Raw genomic sequence first — 23928 nt, 5'->3', positions numbered from 1 at the left:
CCGACCTATGTCCCGTCTGCTTAAATCAGCTACAGCACTTGCCTTGGCGGGCACATTGGCCGTTCCTGCAACCCCAAGCCAGGCACAGGGGTTGTTTGCACCAGCCATCCGCGTCAATCAGGATGTGATCACCCGGTACGAGCTTGAGCAACGTATCCTGTTCATGGAAATCTTGCGGATCCCGGGAGATGCCGAAAAAGAAGCGCGCAAAACCCTGATTGATGAGAGTCTTAAACGGCAAATTTTGGCCGATGTTGATTTTGCCATCGCACCCGAAGATGTCCAGCTGGGGATCGATGAATTTGCAGCGCGTGGTCAAATGTCTGCAGAAGAGTTTCTGAAAGCCGTTGGACAAGCGGGTGTATCAGCGGAAACCGTTCGCGACTTTGTCGGCAATCAGCTGTCTTGGCGCGATTACATTTCGGCACGGTTCTTGTCCCGCGCACGTCCAACAGAAGAAGAAATCGATCGGGCCTTGGGTCAATCCGGTGGTGGGGGATTGCGGGTTCTTTTGTCAGAGATCATCATCCCCGTTACTCCGCAAACATTGGATCAGGTTGATCAGCTTGCGCAAGACATCTCTGGTCTGAAATCTTACGACGCGTTTTCCTCGGCTGCTACCCAATATTCAGCTTCAGATACCAAACGCAATGGCGGCCGTATGGATTGGCTTACGGTAAGTAGCCTTCCCCCCAGCCTCCAGCCCGTCATTCTGGCATTGAACCCCGGAGACATATCCGCACCGATTTCGCTGCCGAATGCGGTTGCTTTGTTCCAGATGCGCGGTCTGCAAGAGGTCTCGGGCGGCGCGCCACAATATGCATCAATTGAATATGCGGCGTACTATTTACCCGGTGGGCGCAGTCAGGAAACGCAATCCCTTGCACAGAGCTTGCGTCAAAAGGTGGATAGCTGTGATGACCTATATGGCATCGCCAAGGGCCAACCAGAACAGGCGCTTGATCGCGTCACCGCCAAGCCGTCCGAAATACCCAAAGACATTTCGCTTGAGTTGGCTAAGCTTGATCCAAACGAGATCTCTACATCGCTGACCCGGAACAATGGTCAAACTATGGTGTTCCTGATGCTGTGTGGTCGGGCGCAAAAGTTAGGCGAAGACACGTCTCGTCAGGACATTGCAAATGCGCTGACACAGCAGCGCCTTGAATCCTTTGCGACAAGCCTGCTGGAACGGCTTCGTGCTGACGCGGTCATTACGTCAGAATAAGCCTACCGAAACGCGGCCAGTTCGGGCGCGTTTTCCAAATCAGTCCTCTGTCAATCGGTGAGAGTTCAGTATGTTGCCCAAGCGGCTGCATGCTGATGATTGGTTGCGTGCATCGATGCGAGCGCCCTAATCCCACGTTTCTGTCGAAAAGATTGCGTCAATGACACTAATTCACTGGTGCTTGCCCTATGGCACACACTACACCTCTGGGCATGAGCGCCATCGACACCCTCCCCCCGCTGCGCGAGGTCATTGCGACCCATCAGCTGTCTGCCCGGAAATCACTTGGGCAGAATTTCTTGCTGGACTTGAATCTCACTGCCAAGATTGCCCGCCAAGCCGGTGATCTGACCGAATGCGATGTGCTTGAAATTGGCCCCGGACCGGGTGGATTGACGCGCGGATTGCTGTCTGAGGGCGCACGTCGGGTTCTGGCCGTTGAAAAAGACACGCGTTGCATTCCAGCGCTGAACGAAATCGCGCAAACCTATCCGGGACGGTTAGAGATCATCAACGGTGACGCGCTGGAAATCGACCCGTTGGCGCACCTGACGCCACCTGTGCGGATTGCGGCGAACCTGCCGTACAATGTGGGAACCGAACTGTTGGTGCGTTGGTTGACCCCAAAAGATTGGCCACCGTTCTGGCAGAGCCTGACCTTGATGTTCCAACGTGAAGTCGCCGAGCGCATCGTGGCCCAACCGGGATCCAAAGCCTATGGTCGTCTTGCACTTTTGGCGCAGTGGCGCGCCGACGCTCACATTGTTCTGTCATTGCCCCCAGGGGCATTCACGCCACCGCCAAAAGTGTCGAGCGCAGTAGTCCATTTGACCGCCCTGCCCGAGCCCCGGTTTCCCGCCCCTGCGGGCGTTCTCAGCCGGGTGGTGGCTGCAGCATTTAATCAGCGTCGCAAAATGTTGCGCGCGGCGCTCAAAGGGCAAGCCCCTGATATCGAGGATCGGCTGTTGGCGGCCGGGATCAAACCCACAGAGCGCGCCGAACAGGTTCCACTTGAAGCATTTTGCGCCTTAGCGCGTGAGATGGATAAGAGCTGAGAAACAAACGTCTCTGATAGAAAAAGGCCTCCGAAATTCGGAGGCCTTTTGAATTCTAGAACCTCGTTCACTGAGCGGCTTATTCAGCCGCTTCTGGTGAACCGCCTTCATCTGGCGTAGCCTCGGGGGCTTTGGCGGGTTTCTTAGCCCGTGCGCGTTTTGGCTTTGGCGCCTCGGCTGGTTGTTCAGCCGCAGGTGCCGTAGCTTCAGCGGCAGGCGCTTCGCCACCAGCTACGTCTGTGTTCGGAGTCTCGGCCTTGGGCGCGGGTTTGCGTGTCCGGGGGCGACGTGGCGGTTTAGCCGGTTTGCTTTCCGGTGTTTCGACCAAGCCAGTATTTTCGTCCGAGCTGTCGTTGAGGTCCAACACATCAGGTTGCGGTGCATTCGCAGGATCATCAACCCGAGGTTGCCGCTGTTGCTGTTGTTGTGGCTGATGGGATTGCTGGTGCGGCTGCGGTTGCTGCTGGCCGTGCTGATGCGGTTGCTGCTGGCCCTGCTGCTGTGGTGCAGGTTCGCGATCCTGGCGCTCAGCGCGCTCACGGTCACGCTCTGCCTGGCGCTCACGGTTCTGGCGTTCCTGCTCTTCGCGGCGGGCATCTTGCTCACGCTGCGCTTCGCTCAGCATCCGCATGTAGTGTTCAGCGTGCTGTTGAAAATTCTCCGCGGCGACACGATCATTTGCCAGCTGCGCATCGCGCCCGAGCTGGTTGTATTTATCAATGATCTGCTGCGGCGTGCCGCGCACCTTGCCTTCGGGGCCCGAGCTGTCAAACACGCGGTTGACGACGTTGCCACCAGAAGGCCGGCTGCGGTTGTTTTTCGACCGCGAACGGGATTTGGAAGATCTCATAATATCTTTTGTCAGCCTTGTTATGCGCTACCGATTGCCCCGTTTGACGCCTCGTGCGTTCAGTGTGTGCCGGGTCATCGACTTGTGGGGCTTGGCGTCGGGGATGAGCGGGTAAGCGTCAATCGCCGCGACACCCCTGAGTAATCACGTCCAGACGGTTCAGGCAAGAGGGCGCTTGAAAAAAGGAGTGTATTTTCGGCAGGTTTAGAGGTTTTCAGCAACAATTCGCCAAATCAGCCGGGTATTTGTGCGCTAACAACCCGATCCCGCCCATCCAGATCAGGGATAATGCGAATCTCACTCAGACCGGCTGCGTCAAAAAGCGCAGCCACTGCAGAGCCTTGGGTCGGCCCGATTTCGACAAGCAAACGCCCCCTTGGCAACAAATAGTCCGGCGCACCCGCTGCAAGCTCTCGATAGGCGCCCAAACCATCGCCCCCATCGGTCAATGCCATCTCCGGCTCATGATCGCGCACTTCTGCCTCGAGCCCGGCCATTTCATCCAAGGCGATATAGGGCGGGTTGGATACGATCAAATCATATCGCCCTTCAATCGCAGAGAACCAATTTGAGCAGATGATCTCGGCCCGATCCTGAACCCGGTGCAATACCGCGTTCGCACTTGCCTGAAGGCAGGCCGGTTCACTGAGGTCGGCACCAACGCCTGTTGCACTGGTCCGCTCGGCCAGTAGGGTGACCAAGATGCAGCCCGATCCAAGCCCAAGATCCAAAACACGGTCAAAAGTTTGAGCCAACGCCGCCTCAATCAAGGTTTCCGTCTCGGGACGTGGGTCCAAGACATCGCTGCTGACTTTGAAACGGCGGCCGTAAAATTCACGCTCACCCAACAGGTGAGACACTGGAACACGCACGGCGCGCAGCGAAATCAGTTGTTCATAGCGGTCCGCAATGTCCGGATCCAGATCTTCGGGCGCAATCAAGGTAACGCGACTTGCTTCGATCCGAGCGGCATGGGCCAACAAGATCCGCGCATCCCGCGCAGGGTCAGCCACGCCTGCCGCCCGTAATCTTTGGGTGGCCCCGACCATGGCCTGCGCAGCGGTTTGTGCGGTGCTCATTGCCCCATCTCAGCCAGTTTGCGTGCCTGATCATCCGCCGTCAGCGCATCAATCACCTCGTCCAAATCACCTTGCATGACCTGGTCCAACTTATAGAGCGTCAAGTTAATCCGGTGATCCGTCATGCGGCCCTGCGGGAAATTGTAGGTTCGGATACGTTCTGAGCGATCCCCCGACCCCACTTGACTGGCCCGATCTGCGGATCGTTCGCCATCAATGCGTTGTCGTTCCGCATCGTACAGTCGTGTTTTCAAAACCTGCATCGCGATTTCACGATTCCGGTGTTGTGATTTTTCCGAACTGGTCACCACAATTCCGGACGGTATGTGCGTGATCCGCACGGCCGAATCCGTGGTGTTCACGTGCTGACCACCTGCGCCCGAACTGCGCATTGTATCGATCCGCAGATCATTTGCGTCGACCTGAATGTCTACATCTTCGGCCTCGGGTAGCACGGCAACGGTTGCAGCAGAGGTGTGAATACGGCCCCCGCTTTCTGTTGTTGGCACCCGTTGCACACGATGCACGCCGGATTCATATTTCATACGCGCAAATACATTCTCACCCTTGATGTGGGCGACAACCTCTTTCACGCCGCCTAATTCCGTGAGCTGTTCTTCGATGATCTCAAATTTCCAGCCGCGCGCTTCGGCGTAGCGCTGATACATGCGCACCAGATCCCCGGCAAACAGCGCGGCTTCGTCCCCGCCCGTACCGGGACGGATTTCCAACATGGCCGGGCGCACATCTGCCGCATCACGGGGCAACAGCGACAATTGAAGCGCATGTTCGGCGTCGGGCATCTTGGCCCGCAGTTCCGGCAGCTCTTCTTCGGCCAGTTCCTTCATATCAGGATCTGATAACATGTCTTCGGCTTCAGCTACGTCGGTCAGCAGCCGACGCCACGCCAAAATCTGTTCTACAACAGGGCGCAGATCTGAATACTCTTTCGCGAGCATCGCTATGTCACCACCGCTGGCCCCATCGGCCATTGCAGCCTCAAGAAACTGAAACCTTTGGGTGATCTGTTCTAGGCGTTCTTCTGGGATCATCAGGGCGGTGTCCGACATCAAGACGCATTGGTCAAGGGGCAAGACTGTGATACCATTCCCTTATGAAACGACTGATCCTTATATCCACGTTAATCGCCAGCCCTGTTTGGGCCGATGTTGTTGGACCGGGGGGCAAAGTGCAGGACTGTTATTGCACAGATACCAGCGGGTCGCGCATTGAGTTGGGCGAAACCATCTGTTTGCAGGTGGATGGGCGCATGTTCATGGCGCAATGCCAAATGTCACTGAACGTTCCCATGTGGCGCGAAGTACAAGAGGGATGCCTGTCCTCAGAGCTGCATCTGCCCGAGCCAACGTTCAACCCGCTGCTTGTTTACCCCAAGATCTGATCGTCCAAACCGCAGCCGACCAAAGATACGAAGCGTGTCACCGTCTTGTTGGGCTGTTGTGTAGTCTGGAAAACCCATCATTTTGGATCGCGTCACATAGGTCACCATGCCCTCGCCGACTGACCCGGCCAAAACCGTTGTCCGGACAGAGGCGCTCGCGATCGCATCAAACTGGCCCAATCCACCGGGACCAGTTGCAACCACGCGCACAACGCCGAACTTCAGATCTCTATCAACATCGCCCTGCGGCGTGACATGCCATTGAGTTGGGTCACTGGGGGCGAGCCGGATGTAGCCCAACCCAACAATCGCAATTGCAATTGCAATCAAAACCCAAACAATAGTCATCACACGCCCCAGCACTTGTTTCCCTTCTGTGTATCTTGATCAGCCGTGCTGACAAGATGCCACACGGGTCGTTATCGTGACGTCACGCCCGGCAGGACACAGATCAGCTCGTAGAGCAGATTTGCAGCCGTCAGCGCCGTATTGCCCGAAGGATCATAGGGCGGGGACACTTCGACCAGATCACAGCCGACAATATTCAACCCACGCAGCGCTTGGATCAGCTCCAATGCCTGCGGAGTCGTCAGACCTCCGATTTCCGGCGTTCCGGTGCCCGGTGCATAGGCCGGGTCTAAGCTATCAATATCATAAGTCACATAGACCGGCCTATCACCGATATCGCGACGTATTTCCGCACCCAAGGGAGAAAGGCTGCGATGCCAAAGTTCATTTGCTTGAAATTGCTGGAACCCCCAGCCTTGCGCCTCGGTAAAGTCATCAGCGGCATAGCCAGATCCACGAATGCCTATCTGGTAGGTCTTGTCGGCCTGAATAAGCCCCTCTTCGTAGGCGCGCCGAAACACGGTGCCATGGGTTTCGCGTTCGCCGAACATCTCATCATTCACGTCGGCATGGGCATCCACATGGACCAAGGCCACGGGGCCGTGTTTGGCGGCGATGGCGCGCAGGATAGGCAAAGTAATCGAATGATCACCGCCCATTGCAACGGGGATGACATCATTTTGAAGAATCGCGTCATAGCTTTGCTTGATGATCTTCAGGCTTTCAGACAGCGAAAATGTGTTGATCGCCAGATCGCCAATGTCTGCGATCTGCAGGCTGTCAAACGGCGCTGCCCCTGTTGCCATATTGTAGGGCCGGATCATCGCACTTTCGGCGCGGATCTGTTTTGGGCCAAACCGCGTGCCAGACCGCCAAGAGGTGCCGATATCCTGCGGGATTCCCAAGACAGCCACATCAACCCCGTCTAGCGCGTCAACCTGTGGCAGGCGCATAAATGTGTTCGGTCCAGAAAAGCGGGCCAGATCGTTGCCGCTGATCGGCTGATTGTTCTTCGTCATTTGCGTTTATTCCAACCCAGTAAGCAGATAATTTCCGTCGCGATATGCGCCCCTGCAATCGCAGTGGCCCCCGTTGTGTCAAAGGGCGGCGAGACTTCGACGACATCCCCGCCTTTGATATTGATCCCGGCAATATCGCGCAGGATGATTGACGCCTGAATAGAGGTCAGCCCGCCCCAAACCGGCGTCCCGGTACCGGGCGCAAAGGCGGGATCAAGCCCGTCAATGTCAAAGCTCAGATATGTTGGGTGATCCCCCAAAATTGCTTTGATTTTCTGCGCAGTCGCAGCGGGGCCTGCTTCGTAGACCTCGCGCGCATCAATGATGTTCACACCCAACGTGTCTTCGTTTGTGGTGCGAATGCCCACCTGAACGGAACGCTTGGGATCAACAATTCCAGACTTCACAGCTTTGTAAAACATCGTGCCGTGATCAACGCGCTCCATATCGTCATCGGCCCAAGTGTCCGTATGCGCATCGAATTGAAGCAACGACATTGGCCCGTATTTTTCCGCATAGGCCTTGAGGATCGGAAAACTGATATAGTGATCCCCCCCCAAAGTGACAGAAGATACCCCCGCGCCCAGGATGCCGCGAATATGATCCGTCACGGTTCCGGGAAACGCGGGCACGTTGGCATAGTCAAACGCCATATCACCGTAGTCAACGATGGCCATTTCGCTCAACGCGTCAAACGGCCAGCCATATGGCGCGTCTGGCGATTGCAATGCGCTTGCCTCTCGTATGGCGCGCGGACCCAACCGCGTGCCCGGGCGATTGGTGGCCGCTTGGTCAAACGGAACCCCCGTCACCGCGATATCCACCCCTTCAAGATCCTTGGTATAAAGACGGCGCAGAAAAGAGGTCGCCCCACCAAATGTGTTCTCAAACGAAGGACCTTTCAGATCGGTCCGCGTAAAAGCTTCGTCTACCTGATTTTTTGCATCTTCTAATGCCATGACATGACGCCCTTTTGAGTGTCGGGGTGGGAGGGTGCGCGACGCTCAGAAGGGCGTCATTCCACTGGTTGTGCTGTTTCAACGATCCGCGCAAAGAACGACGCGCCAACCGGTGCGATTTCATCGTTGAAGTTGTATTTGGGGTGGTGCAGCCCGGCGCTGTCGCCCTGCCCCAGAAACAAATACGCGCCCGGACGCTCTTGCAACATGTACGAGAAATCCTCTGCACCCATTTCACGGCCCGAGTCACCTTGAACCTTTGCGTCCCCCGCCACTTCGCTGGCAACGCCAACAGCAAAAGCCGCCTTATCCGCATCATTGATCGTCGCGGGATAACCCACTTCGTAATCCAACGTTGCCTCAACCCCATAACTCGCCGCCTGCCCGGCCACGATTTGCGCCATCCGCTCCATCACCATTTTCTGCACTGCCGGATCAAAAGTCCGAATGGTTCCGTTCAGATAGGCTGTATCCGGGATCACGTTGTCCACTGTGCCCGTATGGATCTGAGTGACAGAAACAACCAAATCATCAAGCGCGCGGTGATTGCGGCTCACAATCGTCTGAACCGCCTGCGCAATGCCACAGGCCGCCATAACCGGATCGCGGGTTTCATGGGGCATCGCACCATGACCACCAACACCTTGAATATGAACCGTGAACGTATCAACTGCCGCCATCAATGCGCCCGGTGTCGTGTAAAATCCACCTGCCTCGAACCCCGGCGCATTGTGCAGGGCGTAGACTTGAGAAATATCAAACCGATCCATAATGCCTTCGCGCACCATCACATCCGCGCCCCCGCCATTTTCTTCAGCAGGTTGGAAAATCAACGCCACCCGACCCGAGAAATTTCGCGTTTCCGCCAGATAACGCGCGGCGCCCAACAACATAGTCGTATGCCCATCATGGCCACAGGCATGCATTTTTCCGGCATGGGTAGAGGCATAGTCGACGCCTGTCTCTTCAGGAATCGGTAACCCGTCCATATCCGCACGCAATCCGATGGTCTCCCCGGCTCCGCGCCCATTGATGATGGCAACAAGGCCGGTTTGTGCGATCCCTTCGTGTAATTCATCCACACCAAACTCGCGCAGTCGCTCTGCTACAAAGGCCGCCGTTTTTGGGCACTCAAGCCCAAGTTCTGGGATGGTGTGCAAATGTTGGCGCCATTTGGTCATATCTGTCGCATAGTCAGCGATACGGTTCACAACGGGCATTGAGGCTAGACTCCATAGCAAAGGTGCGGGATTGATGCATCTGACACCGGAATGAGGACCGCCGCAATGCCAGAAAACCCCCTAATCCTCGACTCTGACGCGGGAATCGAACGTCTGTTGGAAATCATGCGTCGCCTGCGTGATCCTGAATCCGGTTGCCCGTGGGATATCGAACAGGATTTTGCCACCATCGCCCCATACACCATCGAGGAGGCATACGAGGTTGCTGATGCCATTGAACGCGAGGCTTGGGGCGAACTAAAGGGCGAATTGGGGGATCTGTTGTTCCAATCCGTGTTCCACGCTCAGATGGCGCAGGAAGCCGGGCATTTCAATTTTCAGGATGTGGTGCGCACAATGTCTGACAAAATGGTCAGCCGTCACCCGCACGTTTTTGGCGATGAAAACCGCGATAAATCTGCGGAACAACAAACCGCTGATTGGGAAGCCATCAAAGCAGCCGAACGGGCCGACAAGGCACAACAAGGCGCGTTGGAGGGAGTTGCCCCGAATCTGCCGGCCTTGTTACGTGCGCTGAAATTGCAAAAGCGAGCCGCGCGTGTTGGCTTTGATTGGCCCGACGCCAGCCATGTTCTGGCCAAAATCACCGAAGAGGCCGCTGAATTGGTCGAGGCGCGCGACAATCTGGATGCCGACGCGATGGAAGATGAATTCGGCGATCTGCTTTTTGTGATGGTCAATTTGGGGCGTCATTTGGGAGTCGAGCCCGAAACAGCACTGCGCCGTACCAATGCCAAATTCACCCGCAGGTTTGAAAGCGTAGAGGCCGATCTTGCTGCACAAGGTCGAACCCCGCAAACCAGTACATTGGCAGAAATGGATGCTTTGTGGGATGACGCAAAGGCCCGCGAACGTGCTGCAAAAGCCAAAGCTGCGCCATCAAACGCCTAAACCTTGCAACGTGACTAGACTTCCCACGCACGAGTTGTAACTGTCCGATTTCGTTTGATCGGAGACAGGCATGAGCGCGCGCAAAATCATCATCGACACAGATCCCGGACAGGATGACGCTGTGGCTATTCTGTTGGCCTTGGCCAGCCCGGAAGAGATTGATGTTCTGGGAATCACGGCGGTAGCTGGCAACGTGCCGTTGCCTCTGACTCAAAAGAACGCCCGCATTGTTTGTGAACTGGCAGGCAAGACTGACGTTCCTGTTTTTGCGGGATGCGACGTCCCGCTGTCGCGCAAGCTGGTCACAGCTGAACATGTTCATGGAAAAACGGGCCTTGATGGCCCGACGCTGCCTGATCCGACCATGGAGCTACAGACCAAGCACGGTGTCGATTTTATCATCGAAACCCTGCGCACCGAACCGGCTGGCACTGTCACACTCTGCCCACTCGGTCCTTTGACCAATATCGCCTGCGCCTTTGAAAAAGCGCCAGACATCGCGGAGCGCGTGCAGGAAATCATCTTGATGGGTGGGGCATATTTTGAAGTTGGGAACATCACGCCGGCTGCCGAATTCAACATTTATGTCGATCCAGAAGCCGCTGATATTGTGTTTAAATCTGGCGCACCGATTGTGGTCATGCCTTTGGATGTTACCCACAAAGCACTGGTGACAAAGCCACGCAATGACACCTTTCGCACACTTGGCACCAAGGTCGGTAGCGCAGTCGCCGAGATGACTGATTTCTTTGAGCGTTTTGACAAGGACAAATATGGCTCAGCAGGTGCACCCCTGCATGACCCCTGTGTCACAGCCTATTTGATCCGCCCCGATCTGTTCACTGGGCGCCATATCAATGTCGAAATCGAAATCCAGTCCGAACTCACCCTCGGAATGACCGTTGCGGATTGGTGGGGCGTTACAGATCGCGCGCCAAATGCGCTGTTTATCGGGGATGTGGATAGCGACGGCTTTTTCGACCTACTGACTGAACGTCTGGCCAGACTATGAGCACCGCGCTTCATCTGGCTAAACCCGAAGATCTTGACCGGCTTATGACGCTGGTTGCGGCGTTCCACGCGGAAATGGCTATTGAGAGCAGCGAAGAGTCCCGCAAAAACGCCCTAGCCCCGTTGCTAGACGGTATTCCGCTTGGATGCGTATATCTGATCGGACCTGCCCGCGCGCCGTTAGGGTACATCGTGCTCACATTCGGCTGGTCGGTCGAATTTGGTGGCATGGATGCATTTGTCGACGAAATCTATATCCGTCCTGCGGTGCGTAAGCGCGGCATCGCCAGCGAAGTGTTGATTGATCTGCCCAAAGCCTTGGCCGAGGGCGGGCTAAAAGCCGTACACCTTGAGGTCGACCGCGAAGACGAATCCGCACAGCACATCTATCAACGCGCCCGTTTCAAACCGCGGGAGCGATACATGCTGATGACCAAAACGCTCTGACACGGATATTGTGCTATTCTCTGAGTTCAATTGTCAGAACCAGAGGAATTTCACATGCCCAAAGGATATCTCGTTGCGCATATCCGCGCACATGACATGGAAAAGATGCAAGCGTTTCGGGCCTTGGCGGGACCTGCGATCGCAAAATACAACGGCACAGTTTTGGTAAACGCCCCAGATCCCGAAATCAAAGAAGGTCCGGAGAGCGGGATTTCTGTGGTGGTGGAGTTCGAGAGCCTCGATATGGCGCGCCAGTTTTATCACTCAGACGAATATGGCGCCGCCCGTGCGATCAGAGAACAAGCAGCTCAGACTGATCTCCTTTTGGCCGAAGGGCTTTGATCCCACGCACTTGTGGACAGCCAATTTCAATAAAAAGGCCCGGCGACTGACAGTCTCGGGCCCCTTTTGTCCATGCTGAAGGCGTAGATTACCCTTTCAGGATCGAACGGCCTGCGTATTCAGCCACTTCACCCAACATCTCCTCGATGCGGATCAACTGGTTGTATTTCGCGAGCCGGTCCGAGCGCGCCAGCGAGCCGGTTTTGATCTGACCACAGTTGGTGGCAACCGCAAGGTCCGCAATGGTGGCATCTTCGGTTTCACCAGAGCGATGCGACATCACATTGGTGAACCGCGCGCGGTGGGCCATGTCTACGGCTTTAAGTGTTTCGGTCAGGGTGCCGATCTGGTTCACTTTGACCAGCATTGAGTTGGCGCTGCCTTTTTCGATGCCTTCGGCCAAACGCGTAGGGTTGGTCACAAACAGGTCGTCCCCAACCAGCTGAACCTTGTCACCGATTGCGTCTGTCAGGGCTTTCCAGCCATCCCAGTCATCCTCGGACATGCCGTCTTCGATCGAGATGATCGGGTAATCCGCTACCAGTGCCGCCAGATAGGCAACGTTTTCTTCGGACGTCAGCGATTTGCCTTCGCCGGACAGAACGTATTTGCCGTCTTTGTAATATTCGGTTGCTGCACAATCGAGCGCGAGATAGATGTCTTCGCCCGGTTTGTAACCTGCTTTTTCGATGGATTTCAGAACAAAATCAAGCGCTTCACGCGTGGACGCGATGTTGGGTGCAAACCCACCTTCATCGCCGATGCCCGTGCTCAGGCCTGCGGCTGTCAGCTCTTTCTTCAGCGTATGGAACACCTCTGCGCCCATGCGGACAGCTTCGCGGATGTTGGTTGCCGAGACGGGCATGATCATGAATTCTTGGATATCAATCGGGTTGTCCGCGTGTTCACCACCGTTGATGATATTCATCATCGGAACGGGCAGAACCCGCGCGGATGTGCCGCCTACATAGCGGAACAAAGGCTGGCCAGTATAGTCAGCCGCTGCTTTGGCGGCTGCCATCGATACGCCCAGAATTGCGTTTGCGCCAAGACGTGCCTTGTTTGGCGTGCCGTCCAGTTCGATCATTGCCTGATCCAGCGCGACCTGCTCCAGTACGTCAAAGCCTGCCAGTTCTTCAGCAATCTCACCGTTGACAGCGGCAACGGCTTCCAACACGCCCTTGCCCATATAACGGTTATTGTCGCCATCGCGCTTTTCAACGGCTTCATGCGCCCCGGTTGAAGCCCCTGATGGGACTGCGGCACGACCCATGGTGCCGTCTTCGAGGATCACGTCGACCTCAACGGTTGGGTTGCCCCGGCTGTCGAGAATTTCGCGCGCGTGAATGTCGATAATGGTGCTCATTTGTCGATCCTTGATCCGGCCTAATTTGCCTGCCTCATAACAGGCCGAACCCAAATGGGAAACGGCCTCGCTATCGCTAACATCGACTATTTCCGCCAGTTAGGGCTAACAGACCCCGGAATGTGTTCACTATACAAGACGTGTTGGCGCAAACCTGAGGCGTCACGCCGCAGCCAAACGCGCCGCTCTCGTCGCGCGTTGTTCGCGCACAACCGTGTACAAGCCGGATGCAATAATAAGCGCCGCCCCAAGCAAGGTCATCACATCAGGGCGTTCGCCAAAGACGATCATCCCGATCAGAATGGAAAACAACAGGCGCGTATAGCGGAATGGAGTGACGGCCGAAGCGTCCCCAATGCGCATCGCCGCTACGATGCCATAATACCCCAACACCCCAAAAAGGACTCCGCCGCCAATCTGGGCCCACTCTAATCCATGTAACATCCGAGTTTCACCAGGCAACAGAGCCAACAGCGCTATCCCGGCTGGGATCAACATCAAAAAACCCTGAAAACTGATAACACTCGAGGGAACCGCGCTATCCATCACGCGCGTCATCAGATCGCGTGTCGCAACACCCGCCACGGCAAGCAAAACCAGCAAGACCGCAGGATCAAAGGTGTCCAAGCCCGGGCGAATAATCATCAAAACGCCTATGAACCCTACGCACACCGCACTCCATCGACGCCAACCGACTTGTTCGCCAAGAAACAGCGCGGCGCCCATTGTGATAGCCAAGGGCGTCGCTTGGAACACGGCGGCCACAGTGGAAATATCAACCAACGACAAAGCACCGGCAAAACCAAAGGCAGAAATCGCTTCGGTTACGGCACGCAGAACCGGTTGCATGCGCCACGCCCGTGGCATGAGCACAGAATGCCCCTGCACCCGTGCAAGCACGTAAAACATCGCCATGCTGCCGAGCCCCAGCATGATCAGCACTTGGCCCACGGCCACCGAAGACGACAGGTTCTTGATAAACGTGTCTTCCATCGTGAATGCCGCCATAGACGCCACCACCAGCAGAATGCCGTTGAGGTTGTTCATGTGTTTGTCTCTTGTCAGAAAGTCGCGCGGGGCCCGCGTGGCCCTTGAAGCCAGCAAAAGCCGACTTTACGCGGCACAGCAAGCACTATGACGCACTTTATCATGAATAGAATTGAAAGAATTCATCAAGATTCTTGATGTGTCGCAATCAAACCATTCTGAATATCGGTTTCGATCCAACCACCCGCATTAATAACGCTTTGAATGCCAAAAGCCCCGGCTGCGCAGTAAAGAACGATAAGCCGCTGAAACCTGCGCGCACCAAAAAGTTCAAGACAACAGTCGCCCGAACGCTATTTGCGGATCGGCACACCATAGAGTTCCAGCTTGTGCCCGCGCAGCTCGTACCCCAACTTAGCGGCGATCTTTTCCTGCAAGGCCTCGATGTCAGGATCAACGAATTCAATCACTTCACCTGTGTTCATATCGATAAGATGATCATGATGGTCACGTTCAGCATCTTCGTAGCGTGCGCGCCCGTCGCCAAATTCCAACCGTTCCAGTATGCCCGCCTCTTCGAACAGTTTCACGGTTCGATACACCGTTGCGATCGAAATCCCATTATCTATGGCACTGGCTCGGGCATAGAGTTCCTCGACATCCGGATGATCGGCACTTTCCTGCAAGACACGTGCAATAACCCGGCGTTGGCCAGTCATGCGTAGCCCTTTTGCTTCGCAGCGTCTGATGATTGTGTCCGACATAGTGCGTTCCCTGATCGTCTGAGAATCTGGTTTATTACGTCTGAACCGCTACGGCTACCGACTTTTGCAACTTGTCCCCAGTTGACTTTTCCACAGGCAGGGGCCATTTGGCATTCCAAGCCCTGTCCTCTGCCGCGTGAGCAGACAAGAACCAAGAGCGCATAAAGCGCCCCGGCCATCGCAGGCCGAGACCAGGACAAGGCCTACTGTTCCCAAGATCACGCGTGGGGCAAAGCGCCGGACCGGCCCGAATTGGCATGACGCTATCGGGCCCGAGGATTCGCGCGCCCCAACAGCCGCGCGGATTGCGGCGCACAAGCGTTGCCCATGTTGGGTGGCGCGAAAGGACATGACGTTGAGCGATTTTGAAATGATGGGCCTGCCAAAGGCTCTGGTGAACCGTTTGAAAGAAAACGGGATCACTGACCCCACCCCGATTCAGGCCCGTGCCATCCCGCACGCCCTGAACGGCGAAGACATTCTGGGTTTGGCCCAGACCGGCACCGGAAAAACCGCAGCCTTTGGCCTGCCACTGGTCACATTGATGATGCGGTACGAACAGCGCGTGCCCAAATACCACGTGCGCAGCTTGATTTTGGCCCCAACCCGCGAGTTGGCCTCGCAAATTACTGAAAACCTGCGGGGCATGATCAAGAACACACCGCTGAAGATCACCTTGGTGGTTGGCGGTGTTTCGATCAATCCACAGATCGGTCGCCTTGAGCGCGGAACAGACATTCTGGTGGCAACACCGGGCCGCTTGCTGGATCTGATGGACCGTCGCGCGGTTGATCTGCAGGCGTGTTCCTTCCTTGTGTTGGACGAAGCGGACCAGATGCTGGATCTTGGCTTTATCCACGCGCTGCGCAAAATTGCGGGTGTTCTGCCAACTGAGCGTCAAACCATGCTGTTCTCGGCCACTATGCCTAAGCAGATGAACGAAATTGCGCAGAGCTATCTGAACAAACCCCGCCGGATCGAAGTGTCGCCCCCGGGTAAGGCTGCGGATAAGGTCACACAAGAAATCCACTTTATCGCCAAGGCGGAAAAGTCAAAGTTGCTGATCGAGCTGTTGGACAAGCACCGCGAAGAACGTGCGATTGTCTTTGGGCGCACCAAACACGGATCAGACAAGCTGGCACGCGTTCTGGAAAAAGCGGGCTATGCCACGGCTGCGGTCCACGGCAACAAAAGCCAAGGCCAGCGGGATCGCGCCATTGCTTCGTTTAAATCCGGTCAGGTCAAAGTTCTGGTTGCAACCGATGTTGCTGCCCGGGGTCTGGATATTCCAGACGTCAAACACGTCTACAACTACGATCTTCCCAACGTGCCTGACAGCTATGTCCACCGGATTGGCCGGACGGCGCGCGCTGGTAAAGACGGTGCTGCGATTGCCTTTTGTTCACCCGACGAGATGGATGAATTGAAAGCAATCCAAAAGGTTCTGGGCACCCAGATCCCTGTTGCCTCGGGCCGTCCATGGGAACCTATTCAGGACCCGAACAAACCAAAACCAGCCAAAGGTGGCCGTCGTGGTGGCCGTGGCGGACGCCCGGGCGGAAACGGCGGAGGAAACTCTGGCGGCAAGCCCGGTGGCAATTCCGCTGGTACCGCAGGTGGTGGCGAGGGCAAGCCCGGCGGTGCACGTCGTCGGCGTCGCGGCCCCGCACGTGGCAAAGGTGGCCCGCGTCAAGCGGCCTAATCACAATGGCATCGCGCGGTTTGATCCGCGCGGTGCCCTTACTCCAGCATCAGGTCAGCCCAAACAGGTAAATGATCCGATGCAACGGACGCCGGGCGTTTCTCGTGTACCCCATGGTCTAGGGCTGTGACCCCAGCGCTGAGTGCGATGCGATCCAAAGCCCCAACCGGGCGCGGCGCAGGAAAGCTGGCGACTGGCGCTAAAAAGCGCATACCTGGTGCTAGGTGGTCCAATATTGGCTGGTTCGACCACTCGTTGAAATCCCCAGCCCAAACCGTTGGCATCTTTGGTAACTTCTTCATTTCATTGCTAAGCTGAACAATCTGATGGCGGCGCGACGCTGACAAAAGCCCAAGGTGCATCCCCATCACCCGGATCGGTCCATGCGCGGTTTCAAACTCTACCCGCACCGCCCCACGAGGTTCGAACCCCGGCAACGTGTGATGGCCCAGCGCGGTAACTGCCAGATCATCGCTTTTCCAGATCACCGCATTGCCATGCCAGCCAAGGCTGCCCGCACCGCCTAGATCTGCGACCTTCCATCCGGCTTCTTCCAACACAAAATGAGACAAAGCCGCCGGACGCGGTGGCAATCGCTTGTCCGCCTCTTGCAAGACAACGATCTGGGCACGCATCCGTTCGATGACCTGTACGGTCCGTCGCGGATACCGCCGTAAATCCAGCCCGACGCATTTTTGAATATTGTAACTAGCCAAACGAAAATGAGCTGAATTGGGCATGAACACTCTTTAATCAGATACCGCCACGTATTTAGTGAGGCAACCGACGCAGCGGCGCAAGAGAGAACCCCCAACCTGCGCTTGACAGTCGCGTTTGCTGCCCATCCAGTGAACATATGATCGAAAAACGCCCTGTTGACGCCTCTGGCGCAGCCGCCCTCATCTCAATTGCTACGTTGCTGGCCTTTAACCAAGTTGTGATCAAAGTCACCGGGGATGGTTTTGCACCTGTTTTCCAGGCAGGGTTACGGTCTTTGGGCGCAATCGTCTTTGTGTTGATCTGGATCCGGTTTTCCGGCGGCAAGATCCAAATCCCCCGTTCCGCGATATGGGCTGGCCTTTTGACGGGCCTATTCTTTTCGCTCGAATTCATCTGCCTGTATCTGGCGTTGGACATGACAACTGTGTCTCGCACATCCATCCTATTTTACTCTATGCCCGTCTGGTTGGCTTTAGGTGCACATGTGCTGCTGCCGGGGGAAAAGCTGAATGGGATCCGTATTGTTGGCCTGGCGCTGGCCATGGGAGGAGTTATCCTTGCTTTGCTGGATCGCAAAGGCGGGCATGTCAGTTTCACCGGGGATTTTCTGGCCGTTCTGGGGGCTGTATTATGGGCTGGGATCGCCCTCGTTGTCCGAATGAGCGATCTGTCCAAGACCTCAGCAGAAACACAGCTCATGTCACAACTGGTTGTATCCGCGCCCCTCTTGCTTTTGGTTGCGCCCCTGTTCGGCCCCTTGATCAGAGACCCCCAGCCGATCCATTACGCGGGACTCGCATTTCAATCCATTGCTGTGGTCAGTTTTGGCTTCATCGCGTGGTTTCGCTTGCTCGCCGTGTACAAGGCAAGCGGTGTCGCATCGTTTAGTTTCTTGTCACCTGTACTGGCCGTTCTCTTTGGCTGGGCCCTATTGGGGGAACATATCGGCAGCCAAGTCTGGATCGCACTGGGACTGGTGGCTGCCGGAATTGTCCTGATCAATCGTAAATAAGCGTCAGGTTCCACAGAAGGTCGCTTGAACGACCTCTTGCTGTGTCGGCGGTGTTCGCAGGTCTGCGTATTCCGCGTTTTCTACAAACGGTTGGCTCAGAGCTGCATTCAAACGGTTGAATGGCGCATAATCACCGGCAACAGCCGCCTCGATCATCTGCTCTACACGATGGTTGCGAGGGATGAGCACCGGATTTGCCAAACGCAGCGTTTCATCCACGTTCGCCTCTCGCTCAACTCGGGCGCGCCAATTCTCCTCCCATGTATCGAACACCGCGGGAGAGACAAATTGATCTCGTGCGTTCGGTTTGCCCAGCGCGTGGAACGTATTGGTGAAATCAGCTTGGTTTTCAGCCATCCCTTGCAACAACTCTGCTATCAACTCTGCATCGCCGTCTTCAGCATTTAACAAACCCAGCTTTGCCCGGAACCGTGTCAACCAATGGCTCTGCAACATATCAGGCATCGCGTGTACAATCTCAGTGGCTTCTTCGACTGCCGCCTCTGGGTCGTCCATTCGACGGATCAAGGCCGTCGCAAGCTGAGCAAGGTTCCAAACCGAAATGTCTGGTTGGTTCGAATAGGCATATCGCCCCATTCGATCAATTGAGCTGAACACTGTGTTTGGGTGATACGCATCCATGAAGGCACAGGGACCATAATCAATGGTCTCTCCCGAGATCGAACTGTTGTCCGTATTCATGACCCCATGAATAAAACCAACAGACATCCAATGCGCGATCAACTTTGCCTGCGCATCCCGAACGGCGCGCAACAACCCCATTGGGCCTACTGCTTCTGGGTAATGGCGCTCTATCGCGTAATTGGTCAATTGGGTCAGGCTGCGGGTATCTCCACGCGCGGCAAAGATCTGGAATGTCCCCACGCGCAAATGGCTTTTAGCCACACGAGTCAGAACCGCACCGGGATATCCTTGCTCTCGTTGTACAGTTTCACCTGTCTCAACAGCGGCCAGCGCGCGGGTCGTAGGAATGCCCAGCGCATGCATTGCCTCAGAGACAACGTATTCGCGCAATACCGGCCCTAACCAAGCGCGCCCATCCCCTTGCCTGGAATACGGGGTGCGTCCCGACCCCTTGAGCTGAATATCTCGGCGTATCCCATCGGTTCCAACCAGCTCCCCCAACAATACGGCCCGACCATCCCCCAGTTGCGGGTTATAATTGCCAAACTGATGCCCTGAATAGAGCTGCGCTAGGGGTGTTGCGCCCTCGGGGATGGCGTTCCCGGCAAAAACGCTGGCCCTTTCTTCAACCTCCCCCGGCGTGATTCCCATTACCGCGGCAAGATCAGCGTTCCACGCAATCAAATGCGGGTTCTTCACCGCAACCGGGTTCTGATGAGAGAAAAACACACCCGGCATCCGGGCAAAGCTATTATCGAAGGGTATAATCAGTGACATGCGCAGAACATATGCGCCAAATGCAGGATTGCCATAGCGGATCAACCTCTCATCGCGATAAACTGATCCAAATGACAAGAGGTCCTCATGACACCCGATCAGATCATCGCCCACCTGAACCTTGAACAACACCCCGAAGGTGGCTGGTATCGCCAAACATGGATAGCAGACAATGAGGGCCGGCCCAGTGGTACCTGTATCTACTTCCTGCTCAGAAACGGCGAATCAAGCCATTGGCACAAAGTGGATGCGACTGAGATATGGCTTTACCATGCAGGTGCTCCGCTGACCCTGTCGCTCAGCCCCACTGACACAGGGCCTGCCACCGATCATCTACTCACACCTGATCTGACACAAGGCTTTCCCCAGCTCATCGTCCCCGAGGGGCATTGGCAGGCTGCGCGCACCAACGGAGCCTATACACTGGTCAGCTGTACCGTATCCCCCGGGTTTCAATTCGATGGGTTTGAGCTGGCGGCCCCCGGCTTTGACATCCCACGCGCCTGAACAGGCCACCGCGTGTGCGACCGGCGCCAAACCTAGAATTGAGCGCCTGCGCCGCAGGCTCCGCTTGGTTGGGCTATTGCCAGAGCATCAGCCTCGCGCCATGCTCTTCCCATGGATCACCGTACACTTATCTCTTCGCTCCCCTCTGACACCAAAGCGCGTCTCACACAGCGCTCCGACAGGGCTGGGCTAAAACACCTTGCGCTGCATTTTGGCCTGATCGCGCTATGCACCGCAGGCATAGTGGCACAGATCCCGTTTTGGCCGTTGCTGATGCTGCCTCAGGGGGTTCTTTTGGTGTTCCTGTTTACGCTCAGCCACGAGTGCACGCACCAAACCCCCTTTGAAACGCGCTGGATCAACGAGGCTGTTGGTCATCTGGTCGGAGCCCTTATCGCCCTACCCTTTATCTGGTTTCGCTATTTCCATCTGGCGCACCACAAATACACCAACGACCCGGACCGCGATCCCGAATTGGCAGGCAAACCCCGTCCGGACAATTACATCAGCTGGCTGATCTACCTTAGCGGTTGGGGATACTGGCGCGCGATGGTTATTACCCTCATAGCAAACGCGCGTGGTGACTTAGATGCGCCTTACCTGCCCACACGGCAACACAAGACCATGCAGCGCGAAGCACGGGTTATACTCGCCCTCTACACGGCAATGGCACTCAGCCTGCTCATTTCCCCAATGGTGATCTGGCTTTGGCTTATTCCCTTGCTGATCGGGCAGCCTTTTTTGCGGCTCTACCTGCTCGCCGAGCACGGGCTTTGCCCCCCTGTGGCCAATATGCTGGAAAACTCCCGTACCACCTTTACCAACAAAGCTGTCCGCGCCATCGCGTGGAACATGCCCTATCATGCAGAACACCACAGTTTTCCAAATGTTCCTTTTCACCAGTTGCCCGCCTTTCACGACTGGACAGCGCAACATTTGAAATCAACTTCGGATGGGTATGCGGCCTTTACGGCTGAGTATGTTCAGTCTCTGGAACGCTAAGGATCCCTCCCCCCACCAAAGCCTTTACCCCCGTGGTTCCGGGGCACGACGTCGCCATCCCGCGGGCCACACGCACAGCCAAATAGCCAAAAGCCTGCGCTTCGAGCATATCCCCATCGAGACCAACAGCCTCTACCGGGTCGACGGGGCAATCCAGCGAGACACGCAACATTTCCATCAAGACAGGGTTGTGTCGCCCCCCCCCTGTCACCAGTACGCGCGTAGGTGGGGTTGGGCAATGTTCGATGCCCTGAACCACACCAGCGGCGCACATGCCCGTCAATGTCGCCACCGCATCGGGATCGCTTAGCTCCTGCACCAGCTCAATCATTTCCGAGAAATCGTCACGGTCCAGCGACTTGGGCGGCATTCGTGAAAAGTAGGGTTCCGCCAAAAACAGCTCCAACGCGCCGGTTTCGACCGTGCCTTGGGCAGCCACCGCACCGCCCTTGTCCATCTCAAGCCCCAGCCGGGCCTGCATCACATCATTTATCGGCGCATTCGCTGGTCCTGTGTCAAAGGCCAACAGGGCACCAGCGTCTTCTGCACGCTCAAACGACGGGTCCACATAGGTCAGGTTCCCCACGCCCCCGAGGTTAAGAAAACACAGCGGCTCAGTCGCCCCAAACCATTTGGCGCAAGCGAAATGAAAGAAAGGTGCAAGCGGTGCGCCTTCGCCGCCCATAGCGACGTCATCACTCCGGAAATCCCAGACGACCGGAACGCCCAGAGCGCCCGCCAGAAAACCGCCATCCCCAACTTGCAGCGTTCTGCGCCCCTGCGGGTCATGTGCAAGCGTCTGCCCGTGAAATCCGATCAACGCCACATCGGACGGTTCGGCCAAGGCCTCTGCATGGGCTGTATTCACAACGGCCGTGGCTGCTTCGACCTCAGGCCCGTGCCATTTCCCCAAGCCCTGCCTTAGAACAGATCGCTCTTGATCTGCGTATTCACGGTAGCCCACCTCGCCGAACCCAAAGATCGCGACCCCATCCGTTTCGATCACGGCCGTATCCACACCATCCAGAGACGTGCCAGACATTGCGCCCAACGCCCGGACCGGACCTGTTTTACTGATGGCCTTGCTCATGGCCTGTTCCTTTTTGCCTGTCTGACCGGGCGCTTGTTCCCCGATCTGATCGCGTTTGACACGATATTTACTGTTCGAACCACCATAACGCAGAGAGTCGCACTTTTTTGCCCTGAATTCGGTTCCCACTCTCCCGATTGCACATTATACGGTGCCACGCATCTTTTTCTGTGTAATTCACCCCAAAAGGTGCACCGCAACACAAACCCGAGGCAAGACATGACCTACCATCCCAAATCGGATTTCATCGCAGTCATGATGGAACGCGGCTTTTTGGCCGATTGCACCGATTATCAGGGCCTTGATGAGGCGCTGATCAAAGGGGTCCAGCCCGGGTATATCGGCTTTGATGCAACGGCCAAGTCGTTGCATGTCGGCAGCCTGATTCAGATCATGATGCTGCGCTGGTTGCAAAAGACCGGACACAAGCCAATCACCCTGATGGGTGGCGGCACCACCAAGGTGGGCGATCCTTCATTCCGCGCGGATGAACGCCCCCTGCTGACCGAAGCCCAGATCGATGACAACATCGCCGGCATCAAAAAGGTATTCTCGGCCTATATCGACTATGACAGTGGCGCGGAAAACGCGGCCCTCATGCTGAACAATGCTGAATGGCTGGATAATCTGAACTACCTTGAGTTCCTGCGCGACATCGGTCGCCATTTCTCGGTCAACCGGATGCTGGCGTTTGAATCGGTAAAATCGCGTCTAGACCGGGAACAGTCACTGTCCTTCCTGGAATTCAACTACATGATTCTGCAGGCCTACGACTTTATGGAGTTGAACAATCGCTATGGCTGTATCCTGCAGATGGGCGGATCGGATCAGTGGGGCAACATCGTCAACGGGATCGATCTGACACGTCGCACCATCGAAGGACAGGTTTTTGGCCTGACCTCGCCCCTGCTTACTACCAGCGACGGCAAGAAGATGGGCAAATCGCAGGATGGTGCAGTCTGGCTGAACGCTGACATGCGCTCGCCTTACGAATTCTGGCAATTCTGGCGCAATACAACCGATGCTGACGTTGGTCGGTTCCTGAAACTGTACACCGAGATGCCCGTAGATGAATGCGAACGTCTGGGTGCCCTAGGGGGGTCCGAGATCAACGCAGCCAAGGTTATTCTGGCAAACGAAGTGACCGCCCTGTGCCACGGTGTCGATGCCGCAGCAACAGCCGAAGCCACAGCGCGCGAAGTCTTTGAAAAGGGTGGCGTTGGTGATGATCTACCCACCCTAACCCTCAGCGCAGGGGATCTGGGCGATGGCATTTCGATCGTTCAGTTGATCGTTAAGTCGGGTCTGGCAAAAACCGGGAAAGAGGCAAAACGCCTGATTGCCGAAAATGGTGCCAAGCTGGATGATGCGCCGCTCACCGATGCCGGATTGATGATTGACGCGACTGCATTGTCTTCGCCGCTCAAGTTGAGCGCGGGCAAAAAGCGCCACGCGCTGGTGCAGCTGGGCTAAAGATAAAACCA

The 23928-nt window shown here is 56.1% G+C and carries 25 protein-coding genes; 12 read left to right on the top strand and 13 right to left on the bottom strand.

Going from position 1 to position 23928, the window contains the following annotated elements; genetic code table 11:
- Positions 1-7: 7 nt before the first annotated feature.
- Both ABWV33_RS10700 and rsmA read left to right on the top strand, forming a co-directional pair.
- Positions 8-1228 (top strand): peptidylprolyl isomerase, encoded by a 1221-nt coding sequence (locus tag ABWV33_RS10700; protein WP_353330657.1) that lies wholly within the window; start codon positions 8-10, stop codon positions 1226-1228.
- A gap of 212 nt (positions 1229-1440) precedes the next feature.
- Positions 1441-2283, top strand: coding sequence for a 16S rRNA (adenine(1518)-N(6)/adenine(1519)-N(6))-dimethyltransferase RsmA (rsmA, locus tag ABWV33_RS10695; RefSeq protein WP_353330932.1), 843 nt, complete (start codon positions 1441-1443; stop codon positions 2281-2283).
- A 79-nt stretch (positions 2284-2362) separates the two neighbouring features.
- On the opposite strand, the gene ABWV33_RS10690 is transcribed toward rsmA, so the two are convergent.
- From ABWV33_RS10690 to prfA, 3 genes are all read right to left on the bottom strand, one after another.
- On the bottom strand, positions 2363-3133 hold the full coding sequence (locus tag ABWV33_RS10690; RefSeq protein WP_353330655.1) for a DUF4167 domain-containing protein: 771 nt from the start codon (positions 3131-3133) through the stop codon (positions 2363-2365).
- A 233-nt stretch (positions 3134-3366) separates the two neighbouring features.
- Complete coding sequence (gene prmC / locus ABWV33_RS10685) at positions 3367-4212, bottom strand: peptide chain release factor N(5)-glutamine methyltransferase (RefSeq protein WP_353330653.1); 846 nt, start codon at positions 4210-4212, stop codon at positions 3367-3369.
- Positions 4209-5264: a peptide chain release factor 1 gene (prfA, locus tag ABWV33_RS10680; protein WP_113824669.1), complete on the bottom strand. Its 1056-nt coding sequence runs from the start codon at positions 5262-5264 to the stop codon at positions 4209-4211. The genes prmC and prfA overlap by 4 nt, the downstream gene beginning before the upstream one ends.
- Before the next feature lie 62 nt (positions 5265-5326).
- Here prfA and ABWV33_RS10675 point away from each other — a divergent pair, with 62 nt between their 5' ends.
- Positions 5327-5614 (top strand): hypothetical protein, encoded by a 288-nt coding sequence (locus ABWV33_RS10675; RefSeq protein WP_121997018.1) that lies wholly within the window; start codon positions 5327-5329, stop codon positions 5612-5614.
- Here ABWV33_RS10675 and ABWV33_RS10670 read toward each other — a convergent pair.
- From ABWV33_RS10670 to ABWV33_RS10655, 4 genes are all read right to left on the bottom strand, one after another.
- Positions 5555-5962, bottom strand: a complete 408-nt coding sequence (locus tag ABWV33_RS10670; protein WP_353330651.1) for a DUF1499 domain-containing protein — start codon at positions 5960-5962, stop codon at positions 5555-5557. The genes ABWV33_RS10675 and ABWV33_RS10670 overlap by 60 nt on opposite strands.
- Positions 5963-6033: 71 nt before the next feature.
- A complete protein-coding gene (gene speB / locus ABWV33_RS10665) occupies positions 6034-6981 on the bottom strand; it encodes an agmatinase (protein ID WP_353330649.1) in 948 nt (315 codons plus the stop codon).
- Positions 6978-7940 (bottom strand): agmatinase, encoded by a 963-nt coding sequence (speB, locus tag ABWV33_RS10660; protein WP_121997016.1) that lies wholly within the window; start codon positions 7938-7940, stop codon positions 6978-6980. Before speB (ABWV33_RS10660) ends, speB (ABWV33_RS10665) begins: the two co-directional genes overlap by 4 nt.
- Before the next feature lie 56 nt (positions 7941-7996).
- Positions 7997-9160, bottom strand: coding sequence for a M20 aminoacylase family protein (locus ABWV33_RS10655; protein ID WP_353330647.1), 1164 nt, complete (start codon positions 9158-9160; stop codon positions 7997-7999).
- Between the two features lie 66 nt (positions 9161-9226).
- Here ABWV33_RS10655 and mazG point away from each other — a divergent pair, with 66 nt between their 5' ends.
- The 4 genes from mazG to ABWV33_RS10635 all read left to right on the top strand — a co-directional run bounded on the left by mazG (position 9227) and on the right by ABWV33_RS10635 (position 11872).
- Entirely contained in the window at positions 9227-10072 is an 846-nt protein-coding gene (mazG, locus tag ABWV33_RS10650) for a nucleoside triphosphate pyrophosphohydrolase (protein ID WP_113824473.1), read from the top strand.
- Positions 10073-10142: 70 nt separating this feature from the next.
- Positions 10143-11084 (top strand): nucleoside hydrolase, encoded by a 942-nt coding sequence (locus ABWV33_RS10645; RefSeq protein WP_353330645.1) that lies wholly within the window; start codon positions 10143-10145, stop codon positions 11082-11084.
- Positions 11081-11530, top strand: coding sequence for a GNAT family N-acetyltransferase (locus ABWV33_RS10640; protein ID WP_353330643.1), 450 nt, complete (start codon positions 11081-11083; stop codon positions 11528-11530). Before ABWV33_RS10645 ends, ABWV33_RS10640 begins: the two co-directional genes overlap by 4 nt.
- Before the next feature lie 54 nt (positions 11531-11584).
- Positions 11585-11872, top strand: a complete 288-nt coding sequence (locus tag ABWV33_RS10635; RefSeq protein ID WP_113824476.1) for a DUF1330 domain-containing protein — start codon at positions 11585-11587, stop codon at positions 11870-11872.
- Positions 11873-11960: 88 nt separating this feature from the next.
- On the opposite strand, the gene eno is transcribed toward ABWV33_RS10635, so the two are convergent.
- The 3 genes from eno to ABWV33_RS10620 all read right to left on the bottom strand — a co-directional run bounded on the left by eno (position 11961) and on the right by ABWV33_RS10620 (position 14989).
- Positions 11961-13238, bottom strand: a complete 1278-nt coding sequence (gene eno, locus ABWV33_RS10630) for a phosphopyruvate hydratase (protein ID WP_353330641.1) — start codon at positions 13236-13238, stop codon at positions 11961-11963.
- A 162-nt stretch (positions 13239-13400) separates the two neighbouring features.
- Positions 13401-14285, bottom strand: a complete 885-nt coding sequence (locus ABWV33_RS10625; protein WP_353330639.1) for a DMT family transporter — start codon at positions 14283-14285, stop codon at positions 13401-13403.
- 293 nt (positions 14286-14578) lie between these two features.
- Complete coding sequence (locus tag ABWV33_RS10620) at positions 14579-14989, bottom strand: Fur family transcriptional regulator (protein ID WP_113824479.1); 411 nt, start codon at positions 14987-14989, stop codon at positions 14579-14581.
- Positions 14990-15344: 355 nt separating this feature from the next.
- Here ABWV33_RS10620 and ABWV33_RS10615 point away from each other — a divergent pair, with 355 nt between their 5' ends.
- The gene (locus ABWV33_RS10615) at positions 15345-16691 is read left to right on the top strand and encodes a DEAD/DEAH box helicase (protein WP_502930907.1); all 1347 of its coding nucleotides are present in this window, start codon (positions 15345-15347) and stop codon (positions 16689-16691) included.
- Between the two features lie 38 nt (positions 16692-16729).
- Here the strand turns inward: ABWV33_RS10615 and ABWV33_RS10610 are convergent, their stop codons facing one another.
- Complete coding sequence (locus tag ABWV33_RS10610; protein ID WP_113824480.1) at positions 16730-17431, bottom strand: endonuclease/exonuclease/phosphatase family protein; 702 nt, start codon at positions 17429-17431, stop codon at positions 16730-16732.
- A gap of 116 nt (positions 17432-17547) precedes the next feature.
- On the opposite strand from ABWV33_RS10610, the gene ABWV33_RS10605 reads away from it, so the two are divergent.
- A complete protein-coding gene (locus ABWV33_RS10605) occupies positions 17548-18423 on the top strand; it encodes a DMT family transporter (protein WP_353330634.1) in 876 nt (291 codons plus the stop codon).
- 3 nt (positions 18424-18426) lie between these two features.
- On the opposite strand, the gene ABWV33_RS10600 is transcribed toward ABWV33_RS10605, so the two are convergent.
- Positions 18427-19845 (bottom strand): protein adenylyltransferase SelO, encoded by a 1419-nt coding sequence (locus tag ABWV33_RS10600; protein ID WP_353330930.1) that lies wholly within the window; start codon positions 19843-19845, stop codon positions 18427-18429.
- An 87-nt stretch (positions 19846-19932) separates the two neighbouring features.
- On the opposite strand from ABWV33_RS10600, the gene ABWV33_RS10595 reads away from it, so the two are divergent.
- Both ABWV33_RS10595 and ABWV33_RS10590 read left to right on the top strand, forming a co-directional pair.
- On the top strand, positions 19933-20352 hold the full coding sequence (locus tag ABWV33_RS10595; RefSeq protein ID WP_353330632.1) for a cupin domain-containing protein: 420 nt from the start codon (positions 19933-19935) through the stop codon (positions 20350-20352).
- A gap of 111 nt (positions 20353-20463) precedes the next feature.
- Entirely contained in the window at positions 20464-21354 is an 891-nt protein-coding gene (locus ABWV33_RS10590) for a fatty acid desaturase (RefSeq protein WP_353330630.1), read from the top strand.
- Here the strand turns inward: ABWV33_RS10590 and ABWV33_RS10585 are convergent.
- On the bottom strand, positions 21320-22444 hold the full coding sequence (locus ABWV33_RS10585; protein ID WP_353330628.1) for an anhydro-N-acetylmuramic acid kinase: 1125 nt from the start codon (positions 22442-22444) through the stop codon (positions 21320-21322). The genes ABWV33_RS10590 and ABWV33_RS10585 overlap by 35 nt on opposite strands.
- A 219-nt stretch (positions 22445-22663) precedes the next feature.
- Here ABWV33_RS10585 and tyrS point away from each other — a divergent pair, with 219 nt between their 5' ends.
- Positions 22664-23917, top strand: a complete 1254-nt coding sequence (gene tyrS / locus ABWV33_RS10580) for a tyrosine--tRNA ligase (protein ID WP_353330626.1) — start codon at positions 22664-22666, stop codon at positions 23915-23917.
- The last annotated feature ends 11 nt before the right edge of the window (positions 23918-23928 follow it).

This window comes from Phaeobacter sp. NW0010-22, assembly GCF_040365955.1.
Taxonomy (GTDB): domain Bacteria; phylum Pseudomonadota; class Alphaproteobacteria; order Rhodobacterales; family Rhodobacteraceae; genus OMPR01.
This window is presented reverse-complemented; position numbering and strand designations above follow the sequence as displayed.